Origin of the sequence: Kitasatospora sp. NPDC101155, assembly GCF_044768305.1 — a bacterium.
GTDB lineage: Bacteria > Actinomycetota > Actinomycetes > Streptomycetales > Streptomycetaceae > Kitasatospora.
In genome coordinates, this window is record NZ_JBIWPN010000003.1 from 329,239 (window position 1) to 343,183 (window position 13,945).

A 13,945-nucleotide genomic window follows, 5' to 3' on the forward strand; every position below is an offset into this window, starting at 1 on the left:
GCGAGCCGCGCCGAACCGCCTGGTCCGGTGACCGCTTCGTCCCGTACCGGCGTCGCCCGCAACCGCCTTGCCCCGTAACCGCCTTGCCCCGTAACCGCGTTGCCCCGTAACCGCGTTGCCCCGTACCCGCGTCGCCCAGCAAAGCTAAGGAAATGAGTGTGACTCGTCGGAACGCCGAGACCAGCGACCGGAAGTCCGGCGGAAGCCGCAGCTACGTCGCACGTGACTTCTTCCTGCTCCGCGCGCCGGCCCTGCCGACCCGGGGGCTGACCGACCTGCTGGCCGCCGGGACGGGATCGGGGTCGGCGGGCGCGGACGCGGCCGGCTGGGAGGACCGCTACCTGCAGGGCCTGCTGGAGCTGTGGTCGAGGCCCGGGGTCCGCTCGGCGATCTCGCTGGCGGCGCCGGACCTGGCCCGGGCGGTGACGGGAATCGACACGCTCTCGGCCCGGGACCGCCGGCGGGCGATGATGAGCCTGGGCCGGTACCTGAACCGGATGAGCATGCGGGCGACCCCGCTGGGCACGGTGGCGGGCGTCGCGATGGGCACGTTCCCGGGGCCGGACCCGACCGCCGAGCCCGTTCGGCTCGGCGTCCCCGCGATCGGCACGGCGGTGGCCAGGCCGGACATGGGGTGGGTGCTGCACCTGTTCCAGGCGGTCACCGACGCGCCGCGGCTCCGGCCCGAACTGGAGCTGCGCGCCAACGACCTGATCCACCGCGGCCGGGGCCGGGCCTGGCTGTCCACGGCCGACGCCTACGGCGGGGGATCGCGACGCTCGGTCTCCGTCCGCTGGTCCCCGGCCGTCCAGTTCGTGCTGGAGGCGGCGCGCACCCCGACGACCTTCGGCGAGCTGCGGGAGCAGCTGGCGCAGCGCTATCCGACGGTCCCGGTGGAGAAGGTCACCGCGCTCCTCGACCAACTGGTCGAGTTGGCGTTCCTGATCACCTCGCACCGGCCCGCCCTGCTGGAGGGTTCGGGGCAGCCGTCGCTGTCGGCCCAGCTGGCGAGCAGCCACGACGGCGACGCGGCCGCCGCACTGGCGTCCGTCGAGGCGGCAGTGGCGGAGTTCAACGCGGTCGGCGACGTCAGCGGCCTGGAGGCGCTCCAGGAGCGGATCGCCCCGCCGGCGCGGCGGGTGAGCGAGGACTACGACGGGCCGCTGCTGCGGGTCGACGCCCGGCTGAACCCGGCTTCCCCGCCCGAGCTGCCGGCCGAGGTCCAGGCGCTGGCGGAGGAGGCCGCCGAGGTCCTGGCCACCATGGGCGCCGGCCACCAGTACCCGTCGCAGCTGGGCGACTTCGCGAAGGCGTTCACCGAGCGCTACGGTGCGCAGGCCGAGGTGCCGGTCCTGGAGGTGCTGTCCGAGGAGACCGGCCTCGGTGCGCCGAACAGTTATCAGAATCCGCCGCGCTCCTTCGAGTTGCAGCCGGTGACCGCGCGCGACCGCAGCAGGGACGAGCGGGAGGCGGTGCTGCACCGGCTCGTCGCCGATGCGCTCAGCCGCGGCAGCATGGAGGCGGTCCTCGACGAGCGGTGGATGGCCGAGCTCACGACCGGTGTCGACGATCGGCCGTCGAGGCCCACGGTCGACGTCCACCTGCAGCTCGCGCCGCCGACGGCCCCGGGTTCGCGCTGGCGCGGGGTGGTCACCGCGGTGGCGAACGGCGGGCGCACCTTCGCCCGGTTCCACGACCTGCTGGGCGCCGAGGAGCGCGAGCGGCTGCGGGAGCTGGCCGAGGCGGAGGCGGCGCAGCTGCCCGGGGTCGCGGTGGTCGAGCTGACCTACCTGCCGGAGAAGGCCAGGGCCGCGAACGTCTCGGTCCGTCCGGCGGTGCGGGCGCTGGAACTGCCGGTCAACGTGGCGCCGGGGCGGGGCCCGCAGGAGGTGATCGCGCTCGACGACGTGGTCGTCGGCGTGCGCGAGGGCCGGCTGTACCTGCACAGTCCCGCCCTCGGGTGCGACCTGCACGTCACCCAGCACACCATGCTCAATCCGCTGATGGCGCCGAACGTGGCCCGCTTCCTGCTGGACGTCTCCTCGGCGGCCTTCCACAACGTCCCGTCCTTCGACTGGGGCGCCCTGGGCACCGTCATGCCGTTCCTGCCCAGGGTCGTCCGGGGCGACCTGGTGCTGAAGCGCGCGAGCTGGCTGCTGCGCGCCACCGACCTGCCGGCCGGCTGCACCGGTTCGGCGACGGACTTCACCGCGGCCGTCGCGGCCTGGCGCGCGCAGTGGAAGGTGCCGCGCCTCGTCTTCCTGGCGCACGGCGACAACACGATCCTGCTGGACCTGGAGAGCGAGCCCTCGCGGGAGGAGCTGCGGCTGGCCGCCGCCCGGGACGCGGCGTCCTTCTCGCTGCGGATCGAGGAGGCGCTGCCCGGCCCCGAGGAGGGCTTCCTGCGGGACACGGACGGCGCCCCCTTCGCCGCGGAGGTCGTGGTCCCCGTGCTGTCCGCGCAGCGGGCCCGGGCGCCCCGGGCGGCGGCCGTCGCGCGCCGGCGGATCACCGAGGCCGAGCGGCTCCGGCCGAGCGGCGGGCCGTGGGTCTTCGCCAAGCTGTACGTGGAGAACGAGGCGCTGGACGCCCTCCTGGTGGACCAGGTGACGGAGCTGACGCGCTCGCTGGCCGAACGCGGCCTGAGCGGGCACATGTTCTACCTCCGGTACGGCGATCCCGCCCCGCACCTGCGGCTGCGCTACCGGGCCGCGGACCCGGCCCGGTCCGCCGAACTGCTGGCCGAGGTCGCCCGGTGGGCGCACGGCCTGGCCGTCGAGGGCCGGATCGCGGACGTCGAGTTCGCGACGTACCGCCGCGAGATCGAGCGTTACGGCGGCCCCGACCTGATCGACACGGCCGAGGAGTTGTTCTGCCTGGACAGCGCCGCGACCGTGGCCCTGCTGCGGCACCTCGCCGAACCCGTGCCGGCGGGCGAGGTCCCGCTGGAGCGCGACGCGCTCACCGTGCTCAGCCTGGAGGCCATCGGGCAGGTGCTGGTCCCCGACTTCGCCGAACGGCACGCCCTGGTGCGGTCGATGACCGGTTCGCAGGTCGGCGGCGCGGAGTACCGGGCCGTCGCCCGCCGGCTCTGGCAGGGCCGGACCGCGCCCGCCGGCGAGGCCGCGGTGCTGGAGCGGGTGAGCGCCGCCTGGCGCCCGGCGGGAACCGGATACGCCGCCCGGGTCGCGAAGTTCGCCGAGACCGGCGAACTCTGGTCGGACCGCACGTCCATCCTGCGCAGCCTGTTCCACATGCACTGTAACCGGATGGGCCTGCGGCGCGAGCAGGAGGACGCCGCCTACGGCATGTGGCGGCGGCTGCTCGACCGCGCCGCCACGGCCGGGGGCGCGGCGGCGGGGAAGTCCAGGTGAGCGCGCGCTCCCGGCTCCGGCGGCTGGCGGCCGCGCCGCGCCCGGTCCTGGCCGTGCTGGGCCAGTCCTGGCGCTGCGACCGCTCGGGGACCGCGCAGGTGCTGCTGATCTCGCTGGTCGTCGGCATCCTGCCGGCGTGGCAGGTCAAGACCACGGCGGCCTTCGCCACGGCCCTGCTGCGCACGGCGGAGGGCTCGCACGAGCAGGTCCGCGGCATCCTGTTCTACCTGGTCGTGCTGGCGGCGCTGGGTCTCGGCTCGCAGCTGCTGTCGCTGCTGCAGAACCGGGCCATGCAGCGCTGCCAGAGCCGGCTCTCGGCCCATCTGGCCGATGAGATCATCAGCCGGGCGAGCCGCTTCAGGCTCTCCCAGGTGGAGGACCCGGGCGTGCAGGACTCGCTGCAGCGGGCCGTCCGGGAGGTGGCGTACCGGCCGGGGATGCTGCTCTCCCAGCTGGTGCAGGCGGCCACCCCGGTGGTCACCTTCGGCTCGGTCGGCGCGATCCTGTGGACCCTGGACTTCCGGATCGCGCTGCTCGCCATGGTCGCCCCGTTCCCCACGGTGGTCGCGCAGATCCTGCAGGGCCGCCGCACCCACGCGCTGGAGCACGGCCGCTCCGAGGAGCGGCGTCGGATCAACTACTGGCAGCACCTGGCCTCGCAGCCGAACTCGATGAAGGAGGTGCTGGCCTTCCGGCTCGCCCCGGTGGTGCTCACCAACCACCGGCAGCTGCTGGCCAGGATCGTCGGCGCGGACCTGCGGATGGCGAACCGGAACTTCGGCCTCGCCGTTCCGATGGTCGTGCTGACCGCGCTGCTGACGATCTCCGCGCAGGCCACGGCGATCCTGGTCGGCACCAGCGACGCCCGGCACGTGGCCGGTCTGCTGGCGGTGATCCAGGCGATCGGCATGCTGCAGGCCAGCATGCAGCAGCTCTTCGGCTCGGTGTCCGGGATGTACGTCAACCAGCTCTACCTGCGCAACGTGAACGAGTTCCTCGCGATCGAGCAGGAGCCGGAGAGCCAGGGCGAGGTGACGTTCCCCCAGGACATCGTCGGCGGTGTCGAGTTCCGCGACGTGTCGTTCAGCTACCCCGGCAGTGGGCGGCGCGCCCTGGACAAGGTCTCGTTCACGCTGAAACCGGGCCAGGTGACGGCGATCGTCGGCCTGAACGGCGCGGGGAAGTCCACCCTCGGCAAGCTCATCGGCCGCCTCTACGAACCGACCGAGGGCTCGATCCTGGTCGACGGCGTCCCGCTCACCGACTTCCGGCTGGACAGCCTGCGCGACCGGGTCTCCTACGTCTTCCAGAACTACGTCGAGTACCAGCTCTCGGTGGGCGAGAACATCTCGCTCGGCATGGTGCACGAGGCCGACCGCTCGGCCGAGCGGGTCGAGGCCGCGGCCCGTGAGGTGGGGATGCACGAGCACATCACCGCTCTGCCGCAGGGCTACGAGACGCAGGCGGGGAAGCTGTTCACCGGGGGCGTGGAGTTCTCCGGCGGCCAGTGGCAGCGACTGGCCATCGCCCGCAGCGCGGTGCGGTCCGCCAGCGTACGGGTCATGGACGAGCCGACCGCCGCGCTCGACACCATCACCGAGGCCGAACTGCTCGACACGCTGACCGCGGCCTCGGCGGGCCGGGTCTCGCTGCTGATCGCCCACCGCTTCTCCTCCGTGCTGCGCGCGGACCGGGTGCTGGTCTTCGACCGGGGCCGGCTCGTCGAGGACGGTGACCACCAGGAGCTGATGCGCCTCGGGGGGCTGTACGCGGAGATGTACGAGGCGCAGAACGCGGCTCCGCCCGAACCCGCGTCGAGCGCCGGGGCGGGGACGGCGGCCGCGACGGGAACCGGGGCGAGAGCCCGGACGGGAGTCCGATGATGAAGCTCACCGCGTTCGACCAGGTGCTGGTCTTCGGCGGCACCGGCCCGGCCGGCGCCGCCCGGGAGTCGGTCCGACTCGCCGAGGCGGCCGAACGCCTCGGCTACCACCGGTTCTGGGTCGCCGAGCACCACGGTGCGACCAGCGGGTGCGGCTCGCCCGAGATCCTGGTCGTCGCCGCCGCGGCGGCGACCGGCACCATCCGGGTCGGCACCGCCTCGGTCCTGCTGCCCCACTACGCGCCGTTGAAGGTGGCGACCACCTTCAACCTGCTGGAACGGCTCCACCCCGGGCGGATCGACCTCGGCGTCGGCCGTGGGCCGGGTGCGGTCGAGAGCGTGACCCGGCTGCTCGCCCGCGAGGGCGAGGCGCCGTACCACGAGAAGATCGAGCAGCTGCTGGCCCAACTCACCGCGGGGACGGACCTGCTGCCCGACTCCACCCCGCCGCAGCTGTGGCTGACCGGCGCCGGAGCGGGCGGGGCGCACCTCGCCGCCCATTTCGGACTGCCGTTCTGCTTCGCGCAGTTCGCCCACGGCGCGCTGCGGCCGGAGATCGTCGAGCTGTACCGGCAGAAGTTCCGCCCGGGCCCGCTCGGGGCGGTCCCACGCGTGGCCGTCGCGGTCCGGGTGGCCTGCGCGGACGACCCGGGGGACGTCCGGCTGCTGCGCGCCGGCCTCGCCCTGGGCACCGCCTCGGCGGGCCGCCGTACCCTCCCCTCCTGGGACGAACTCCACGCCCTGGCACCCACCACGTCATGGCCCGAGGCAGACCCGGACGACATGTCCGTACTCGCCGGGGTCCCCGCCGAGGTGGCCGAGCGACTCGCCGTCCTGACCGCCGCCTACGCCTCCGACGAACTCGCGATCACCACCCTCTGCCCCGACCTCGGCCTCCGGATCCGCACGTTCGAGCTGCTCCGCGCCATGGTTCCGACCGCTTCGGCCTCCGGCAGGCCGTGACCGCGGCCCGGGTGTCGCTCAGCTCGGCCGGGGCCCGTCCGGCCGGGCGGGCGGGACCGTGAGCTCGTCGTCCGTCGCATCGGCGCGCGGGGCCGGCCCGTCGGACCGGCGGCAGCAGCTCGGCACCTGAGGACCGGGGGCGGTGACTGGAGGATCCTGCTTCAGACCTGTTCGAAGTGGAACGCCTTGATGAAGCAGTCGCGGGGCTGGGCGATCGCGAAGAGGGCGCACTCCACGAGTGACTGTGCGGTGAGGGCGTCCTCGGCCCCGCGCGGTGTGGTCTCCCACTCCTCGGCGAGGGGGTCGGGGTTGTCGAAGTCGGGAGGGTAGAGGGAGATCACCCGAACTCCCTGGGGCCGCAGGCGCTTGGAGAGGATGTCGACGAACCCTGCCTGGGCGCTCTTGGCCGCGTAGAAGGCGTCGTGCGCATCCGACCGGTGATGCCCCGCGGTTCCGCAGGCGGAGACCATGGTCACCACATCCGGCTTGTCCGAGTTGAGCAGGAGGGGGAGGAAGTTCTTCACGGTCAGGACGGTGCCGGTGGCGCCGGAGGCGATCGTGTCGACGACATCGGCATCGGAGGCGGACAGGAGGTCCGGGCCTTCGAGGTAGCGGGAGCCGTTGTTGATCAGTACGTCGATGTGGTCGGTGTGCCGGCCGACGCCGGCGGCGAAGCTGCGGATCGAGGCGGGGTCCGTCAGGTCGCAGGCGAAGGCGTGGACGCGCTGGTGCCCTCGGTCGCGGATCTCCTCCCGGACCCGCTCCGCGGCAGCCAAGGTGCGCGCGGAGAGGAAGACCTCGGCACCGAGGTCTGCGAGACGGATCGCCAATGTGCGCCCGAAATCGCGGCCGGCGGCGGTGATGACCACCCTGTGGTCGTTGAATCCCATGTCGGTGCTCCTGGTGGTAAGGGCGGGCGGGGTCATGCGTGCCGGTCGATGGCCTGGGCGCCCCGCTGGGCGGCTTCGAGGACGGCGGCGGCTCGCTCCGGCGTCAGGTCGGTGGTGTCGACCGTGAGGTCGGAGATGCCGGCCGCCTCCAGGACGAGGTGGAGTTCCTCGGCCCGCCGCAGGCGCCAGTGAGGGAGTCCGTGCCGTGGTCGGCCTCGTGCCGGGTGCGGAGGCGGGCCCGGACGGTAGGGAGGGCCGCGGTCAGCCGGCACACCCGCAGCGGCATGCCCAGGGCGTCCTGGTAGGCGGCCCGTTCGGCGGCGTTCTCGGCGACGCCGGCCGGCACGAGGCGGTGGAGGCCCGCCGCGCGGTAGTTGTCGGCGACCGCCCGCAGGTTGACCGGCAGGAGGCGGTGCTGGAACGGGTCGTCCTCGGGGGCGGGCCAGGCCTGGCAGAACCGGTCGAGATCGATGACCGCATGCGGCACGCCCCGGTCGGCCAGCAGGTCGCCGAGCAGGTCGGCGGAGTCGGCGGGCTGCGCGTCCATCTGCTGGACCTTAGACGGCACGGCGCCGGAAGGCATCGCGATTACGGCGGGGTGCCTGCCGGAGTGCCGCCGTCGGTACCTGCGGATCGTGGTCAAGAGCCGGTTCCTGGAGAGGGTGACGCGGCGTACACGGCGGGCGGCGGCCTTCGCTGCTCCGTTTGGTTGACCGAGTTGTGTTTTTAACCTAGTAACGATTTCATGGGTGGCATGAATCGGACAGACACTCCTCCCGTCCTCGTCACCGGGGCGACGGGCCGGATCGGCCGCATCGTCATCGACCGACTCCTCGACGCGGGCGTGCCGGTCCGCGCCCTCGCCCGTCGCGCGGAGGCGGCGGCGACGCTGCCGTCGGAGGTCGAGGTCTTCGCCGGCGACCTCACCGCGCCCGAGTCACTCGACCCGGCGTTGCAGGGGGTCGGTGCGGCCTTCCTCGTCTGGACCGCCCCGCCGCAGACCGCCGCGGCAGTCGTCGAGCGGCTGGCGGCCAAGGTGCGGAGGGTCGTCTTCCTGTCGTCCCCGCACCGGACGCCGCACCCCTTCTTCCAGCAGTCCAACCCCGTCGCGGCGCTGCACGCCGACGTCGAGCGGCTCATCGCGACCACCGGGGTCGAGTCGACGATCATCCGGCCCGGGATGCTCGCGTCGAACTCGCTGGCCTGGTGGGCGCCCGCGATCCGGGCCGACCGGGTCGTCCGGTGGCCCTACGGCGCGGCCGAGACGGCACCGGTCGATGACCGGGACGTCGCGGCCGTGGCGGCGCGGACGCTCCATCGGGACGGGTACGTCGGGGGTGACTTCGTCCTCACGGGCCCCGAGTCGCTGACCCAGGCCGCGCAGGTGGGCGTCATCGGTGAAGCCCTGGGTCGGCGGATCGCGTTCGAGGAGATGACGCCGGACGAGTTCCGGAGCCTGTCGGAGGGCACGGCACCCGGCTCGGTCGTCGACATGCTGCTCGCCGCGTGGAACGCGGCGGTCGGACGGCCCGCGTACGTCACCAGTGCGGTGGCCGACATCCTCGGGACGGAGCCGCGGACGTTCCGCCAGTGGGCTGCCGACCACGCCGTCGCGTTCACGCGGGGCTCGGAGGGTTCGGAGGGTGCGTGACCTCGTTGAGTGCGACCTGCGCCCGCGCCCCGGCCCCGCCTCCGGGGTGTGCCGGGCGCGCGGGTTCGGGAGGCCTGGACGGTTCGGGGCACCCCGGTGCCCCGTCCTGGTGCCGCACCGAACCCGGAAGGATCTCGGCCGCTGACAGTTGGATGTCGAGGTGGTGCACAGGAAGTCGGTCAGGTCGACTTCCCAGGCTCATGGGGTGGTTGCTGCTCGGGCACGGCAGGGCGGCTACGGGAACGGGGCGTGCTCGGGCTTGAGCCCGGGGCGGACTGCGTGGTGTCGAGCTGAGAGCCAGGGCGGCGCGTGGTCAGGCGCAGGAAGTCGATGGGGCCGACTTCCTGCGCCTACTGACGTTGGTGCTTCGAGGTGCTGGATTCGTCGGACTCCACGCTCGGCCTCCCACCGCCGGCGCCCTGAAGCACCGAAGTCGTCGCGGCCGCCCTGGCTCAGGCCTTGGCGGTCTCCAGTACCAGCCTCCGGCGGCGGGCGGCGCGGACCGGCCCGATGACGGCGTAGCCGAGGGCGGGGGCGAGGAGGAGGGCTGCGGCGGCGGGCCAGTAGGACCAGGGGGTGAGCGGCGCTGCGGAGGATTCCGTGCGGCCGGCGATCACTACGGCCGCGAGCAGACCGGGCAGGGCGAGCGGGGCCCACCACGGGTAGCGGCCGCGGGGAGCGCGCCGGGTGGCGACGCACCACGCGGTGAACAGCACGGCCGCGGTGAGGGCCCAGACCAGCATCGCGGTGCACTCACCGACCCGGCGGTCCGGGGCGTCGACGGTCGGGGCGGAGACCCCGTCGACGCTCAGCTCGGTGGCGGTGCGGCCGTCGAGCCCGGTGGTCACCTGGACCAGGTCGCCGCTGTGCAGCTCCCGGAGGCGTGCGGGCAGAGCGGCGAAGCGGAGTGTCCGGTGGTCGTAGTCCGACTCCCTGCGCACCATCAGCTCCGCACCGGAGCCGTCCGCGTCCGGGACGATCCGGACGACCTTGTGCTGCTCCACCGCCCGGCACTTGCCCGGGTCGACGGGCGGCACGACCGCGCAGAGCGGCGCCGAGTCGTAGCGGCGAGCGGCGTTCAGGCCGTCGAACAGCTGGACGGTGGCGACCACGGTCAGGACGGCGGCGACGCAGGCGAGGACGCCGGGCAGTACGCCGCGCAGTCGCCGTAGCGGCCGCTCGGGTGTCAGGGGGCCGTTCCGCACGGACTCGTCGGTGTGCCGCTCCCATTGGGCCTGGACCTGGGCGAGTTTCAACTCGAAGTGCGGATCGGGGAAGAGGACGTTCGAGTGGATGCCGGGAAGGGCCCGCCGGCGGCCGTCCGCCAGAGTGATCCGCACGCTGAAAGTCTCCCCACCCTGGCTGCGCTGCCTGCGCTCCGCTATCCGGTGGATCTCCCGCCACCGGTAGCTGCGGACCCGCCCGAGGCCCCGGTAGATCCGGATGCCGTCCTCCCCCACCGAGGTCCAGCTGCGCCTGGACAAGGTGAGGAGTACGGCGAACAGCACGGCCGTCGCACCGATGGTCCACAGCGTTCCGACCAGCCCGACCCGCACCACACCCGCCACGACCTGGACGCCGAGCAAGGTCAGGAACAACGCCACCGCGCGCCGATCGGCCTTGAGGTCTCCACCCCTGTAACGAAGTTCGTTCACCGCGGCAGCGTATGCCCGGCCCCCGGCCGAACCACGGGCGGGCCGCTGACGTGCCTTCGCCGTCAGCCCGCCCCCATCCGCAGAACGCATACCAACGGCATACCGCCGAGGTGGCGATCAGCCAGCGGCGTGAGCGGATCGACCACCTCGAAACGCGGAAGTCAGCAGGCGGTGGTGGCTTCGGTGGCGTGGGTGCGGCAGTGGGTGAGGGCGGGTTTGATGCGGGGGTCGGGGGTGGGGGCGGTGGAGAGGAGTTCGCCGGCGGTGACGAGGGTGGTCCAGTAGTGGGCGGGGTTGCCGGTGCGGGGGAGGGGGTGGGCGGCGGCGAGGGAGAGGTAGGCGGCGGTGAGGTTGCCGGTGGTGAACCAGCGGGCGAGGCCGTGCTGGTGGCCGGCTCGGATGCCGCCCATGGCGTCGATGGCGGTGAGGAAGAGGTCGACGATGGTCTGGTCGCGGGCGTCGAGGGTCTTGGGGACGTCGAACACGCCGAGGGCTTCGAGGAGTTCGCCGGTGTCGGCCTCGGAGCCGGGGCGGGGGTTGGCGAGCAGGGCGTCGTAGCGGTCGTTGAGGCGGTGGTTCACCTCGGCGGCCGGGATCGCGAGGGCCGCGCAGACGGCGCGGGCCGAGCGGAGGGGCTGGCGGGTCCGGCGGGCGAGGTTGGCGTACACCTCGGCGGGGGTCGAGCCGGTGTCGAACAGGTGGCGGGCGGTGAGGGCGAGTCGCATGGGGTTCCTGTTCAGACGGCGGTGAGGATGGCGACCGGGGAGGGCGCGATCAGGGCCCAGACGAACTTGCCGATCCCGCCGGCTCGGGGGCAGCAACCCCAGCGCTCGGCCAGCTCGTTGACGAGGAAGAGGCCACGGCCGTGCTCGTCGGCGGGGGAGGTCGGGCGGAGGGTGGGGCGGCCGCTGCCGGCGTCGTGGACTTCGAGGCGGAGGCGGTCGCTGATGAGGGCGAAGCGGATCTCGATGAGGCGGTCGGCGGGGGCGTCGGAGTGCTGGACGGCGTTGGCGAACAGCTCGCCGAGGAGGAGTTCGGCGATGTCGGAGTAGCGATCGCCGGTGGGGAGGGCGGAGAGGTACGCGCGGAGCAAGTGCCGCGCCAGGGGCGTGGATTCGGCGCGGGAGTCGAGGCGGGCGGCGAACGTGCGGGGGCGGCGGGTTTTGAGCATGGCGGAGATCCTCAGGGGGCGGATGGGGGAGCGCGAGGGTGGTGCGCAATCACGCTATGCATGCAGATGATTGCGTTCCGGTCTCAATGGTCCGGGATGCGGAGGTACGGTGATGGCCGAAATCCGATGCCAGGGGCACGTGGTGCGTGAGGGGGCCAGCTGTGGCACATCGGCGGCACAAGCGGGAGTTGACGGCGAGCTCGGCCGAGCTGTTCGGCGAGGAGCGGGTCGCGGCAAGGCTTGCGAGGCAGGAGCGGTTCCTCTCGGCTGGCGGACCGCAGTTGGTCGTTCTCCTGGACGAAAGCGCCATCCGGTCGGTGGTTGGCGGACCGAGGGTGATGATGCGGCAGATGCAGCACCTGCTGCGAGTTGCTCAGCGTGGGAACATCGTCATTCAGGTGGTGCCGTTCGCGGCTCGGGCAACGATCATCAACACCTCAATGGTCCTTCTGGAGATGCCGGATGGACAGCACTTGGTGTACTCGGAGAGCCTCGACAGGGGTAGCCCCAGCGACGATCCGACCATCGTTTCCGGGCATCGGCGGCGCTATGATCGGCTGCGTGGCGATGCGCTCACGGCGGGCGAATCGCTCGCGCTGATCGCCGAGGCGCTGGAAGGGTTCAGAGATGATGCGGAACGAGCTCGACGCGGCCAGCTGGCACAAGAGCAGCTACAGCGGTACGAACGGCGGCGACTGCATCGAGGTGGCCCCCGGATTCCCCGGCCTCGTCCCCGTACGTGACTCCAAGGACCCGCAGGGTCCGGTTCTCGTCTTCCCCGTCCCCGCTTGGGAAGCCTTCGTGACGGCCGTTCGCAAGGGTGACCTTCCGGTGCAAGGCTGCTGAGGAGCTGACCGGTAGCTCCCTTGGTGGCAGCTGTCTCGACTCGGCGCGGTAGGCCGCACATGGGCGTGAGCTGCTAGGTTGCGCCCAGGCGAACGCGTGTGTGGAGGTCGTGCTGTGATCGGGCTGGGAGCGATAGCGGGGATCGCGTTGGTGGAGTTCGGCATGGTGCTGACGCCGGGGCCGAACATGATCTACCTGGTTTCCCGCTCGATCACCCAGGGCCGTCGGGCGGGGCTGATCTCGCTGTCCGGGGTCTTCCTCGGCTTCCTGGTCTACCTTTTCGCGGTGTCCGCCGGCATCGCCACGGTCTTCGCTCTGGTGCCGGAGATCTATTTGGCGATCAAGCTGGCCGGCGCGGGCTACCTGCTCTGGCTGGCATGGAAGGCCGTCCGGCCGGGCGGCCGATCCGCTTTCGCGACTCAGGAGTTGGCGCCGGACGGGTCCCGCAAGCTCTTCCTGATGGGCTTCCTCACCTGCCTGCTGAATCCCAAGGTGGCCATCCTCTACATCTCGCTGCTGCCGCAGTTCGTCGACCCGGCGCGTGGCCATGTCGGCCTGCAAGGGCTGCTGTTGGGACTGACCCAGATCGCGGTGGGGGTCGCGGGCAACGCGTTCTTCATCGTGACGGCCGGCTCCGTCGCCGGGTTCTTCGCGCGGCACCCGCTCTGGCAGCGCCTTCACCGCTATGTGGTGGGTACCGCGCTGGCGGGCTTCGCCGCCAGGATCGCCACCGAACGAACGGGCGCGGCGGTCGCCCTGCACTGACAGCTGGGCGCTGACGGGTCTTGCGAGCTGCCCGAGGCCCCGCTACCCCGTCGACGGGGTAGCGGGGCCTTTCGCATGAGGTCTGGGCCGGAAGGCCCCCGGTTCGGGCCCGCGGCCCCTTGACGAACCCTTGACAGAGACTGTCCACGATTCCGCAACCTGCCACCCTGAGAGTGCGTCAGCATGCAAACGGAGGCCGCTGATGTGGCCTCCTCCCGCTGCGGCGGTTCGCACTTTCTTCACTTGAGGGGGAGTCGCACACACATGGTCAGCCCGCAGTTCACCACCGGGCCGGTCGCCCCGGCCGCCGCCCCCGGTCAAACCGGCGGCACCGACGAGGGCTCGGCACCCGGCAGGCTCGTCCTGGCCGGCGGTGCCGGTAGGCCCCCGTCCCACCCGGCCCCCGGACCGGTGACCACCCGGTTGGACACCCCGTACGAACTCGGTGCCTCGGCCGGGGCCGCCCGGCAGATAGCCACCGATCTGAACAGCACCAACGGCAAGGCCGGGGCCGGCGCGCACAGCCTCACCGAGTACGCGAGCGCCGCAGCGACGAAGGTCCGCGGCTTCGCCTTCGGCGGAGCCCTCACCGACAGCACCGAACGTTGGCTGCAGCAGTGCACGGCCCTGCACGACCGGCTCGATTCCGCCGCCGCCAACCTCGACCGGACCCAGCAGGGGTACCGCACCAACGAAACCGCGACCGCCGCCAACCTGACCGCGGGCGCCTGAAGGGGGATCTCGGGCA

At 72.6% G+C, this 13,945-nt stretch carries 13 protein-coding genes; 8 read left to right on the plus strand and 5 right to left on the minus strand.

All coding sequences use genetic code 11. The features are described from left to right. Window positions 1-158 precede the first annotated feature (158 nt). From ACIRYZ_RS06200 to ACIRYZ_RS06210, 3 genes are read left to right on the plus strand one after another with little or no spacing between them, the layout of a single operon-like run. Window positions 159-3,374, plus strand: a complete 3,216-nt coding sequence (locus ACIRYZ_RS06200; protein WP_402940191.1) for a lantibiotic dehydratase — start codon at window positions 159-161, stop codon at window positions 3,372-3,374. Beyond that, window positions 3,371-5,257, plus strand: a complete 1,887-nt coding sequence (locus ACIRYZ_RS06205; protein ID WP_402940193.1) for an ABC transporter ATP-binding protein — start codon at window positions 3,371-3,373, stop codon at window positions 5,255-5,257. The genes ACIRYZ_RS06200 and ACIRYZ_RS06205 overlap by 4 nt, the downstream gene beginning before the upstream one ends. Continuing rightward, window positions 5,254-6,219, plus strand: a complete 966-nt coding sequence (locus ACIRYZ_RS06210; protein WP_402940195.1) for an MsnO8 family LLM class oxidoreductase — start codon at window positions 5,254-5,256, stop codon at window positions 6,217-6,219. The genes ACIRYZ_RS06205 and ACIRYZ_RS06210 overlap by 4 nt, the downstream gene beginning before the upstream one ends. A gap of 161 nt (window positions 6,220-6,380) precedes the next feature. Here the strand turns inward: ACIRYZ_RS06210 and ACIRYZ_RS06215 are convergent, their stop codons facing one another. Together ACIRYZ_RS06215 and ACIRYZ_RS06220 are read right to left on the minus strand one after the other, a co-directional pair. Next, window positions 6,381-7,109 carry an SDR family oxidoreductase gene (locus ACIRYZ_RS06215; protein ID WP_402940197.1) on the minus strand — a complete coding sequence of 243 codons (729 nt, stop codon included), beginning with the start codon at window positions 7,107-7,109 and terminating at the stop codon, window positions 6,381-6,383. 103 nt (window positions 7,110-7,212) lie between these two features. Continuing rightward, the gene (locus ACIRYZ_RS06220; protein WP_402940199.1) at window positions 7,213-7,656 is read right to left on the minus strand and encodes a hypothetical protein; all 444 of its coding nucleotides are present in this window, start codon (window positions 7,654-7,656) and stop codon (window positions 7,213-7,215) included. Between the two features lie 207 nt (window positions 7,657-7,863). Between ACIRYZ_RS06220 and ACIRYZ_RS06225 the strand changes: the two genes are divergently transcribed. After that, window positions 7,864-8,760: an NAD(P)H-binding protein gene (locus ACIRYZ_RS06225; RefSeq protein WP_402940201.1), complete on the plus strand. Its 897-nt coding sequence runs from the start codon at window positions 7,864-7,866 to the stop codon at window positions 8,758-8,760. A gap of 452 nt (window positions 8,761-9,212) precedes the next feature. Here ACIRYZ_RS06225 and ACIRYZ_RS06230 read toward each other — a convergent pair whose 3' ends face one another. From ACIRYZ_RS06230 to ACIRYZ_RS06240, 3 genes are all read right to left on the minus strand, one after another. Continuing rightward, window positions 9,213-10,415 carry a PH domain-containing protein gene (locus ACIRYZ_RS06230; RefSeq protein WP_402940203.1) on the minus strand — a complete coding sequence of 401 codons (1,203 nt, stop codon included), beginning with the start codon at window positions 10,413-10,415 and terminating at the stop codon, window positions 9,213-9,215. Window positions 10,416-10,576: 161 nt separating this feature from the next. Beyond that, window positions 10,577-11,140 carry a hypothetical protein gene (locus ACIRYZ_RS06235; RefSeq protein ID WP_402940205.1) on the minus strand — a complete coding sequence of 188 codons (564 nt, stop codon included), beginning with the start codon at window positions 11,138-11,140 and terminating at the stop codon, window positions 10,577-10,579. An 11-nt stretch (window positions 11,141-11,151) separates the two neighbouring features. Continuing rightward, entirely contained in the window at window positions 11,152-11,586 is a 435-nt protein-coding gene (locus tag ACIRYZ_RS06240; protein WP_402940207.1) for an ATP-binding protein, read from the minus strand. 188 nt (window positions 11,587-11,774) lie between these two features. On the opposite strand from ACIRYZ_RS06240, the gene ACIRYZ_RS06245 reads away from it, so the two are divergent. From ACIRYZ_RS06245 to ACIRYZ_RS06260, 4 genes are all read left to right on the plus strand, one after another. After that, a complete protein-coding gene (locus tag ACIRYZ_RS06245) occupies window positions 11,775-12,329 on the plus strand; it encodes a DUF5753 domain-containing protein (protein WP_402940208.1) in 555 nt (184 codons plus the stop codon). Further along, window positions 12,292-12,432, plus strand: coding sequence for a DUF397 domain-containing protein (locus ACIRYZ_RS06250; protein WP_402940210.1), 141 nt, complete (start codon window positions 12,292-12,294; stop codon window positions 12,430-12,432). The genes ACIRYZ_RS06245 and ACIRYZ_RS06250 overlap by 38 nt, the downstream gene beginning before the upstream one ends. A gap of 114 nt (window positions 12,433-12,546) precedes the next feature. Further along, window positions 12,547-13,197: a LysE family translocator gene (locus tag ACIRYZ_RS06255; RefSeq protein ID WP_402940212.1), complete on the plus strand. Its 651-nt coding sequence runs from the start codon at window positions 12,547-12,549 to the stop codon at window positions 13,195-13,197. A 264-nt stretch (window positions 13,198-13,461) separates the two neighbouring features. Next, window positions 13,462-13,929 (plus strand): hypothetical protein, encoded by a 468-nt coding sequence (locus ACIRYZ_RS06260; RefSeq protein ID WP_402940214.1) that lies wholly within the window; start codon window positions 13,462-13,464, stop codon window positions 13,927-13,929. Window positions 13,930-13,945 lie beyond the last annotated feature (16 nt).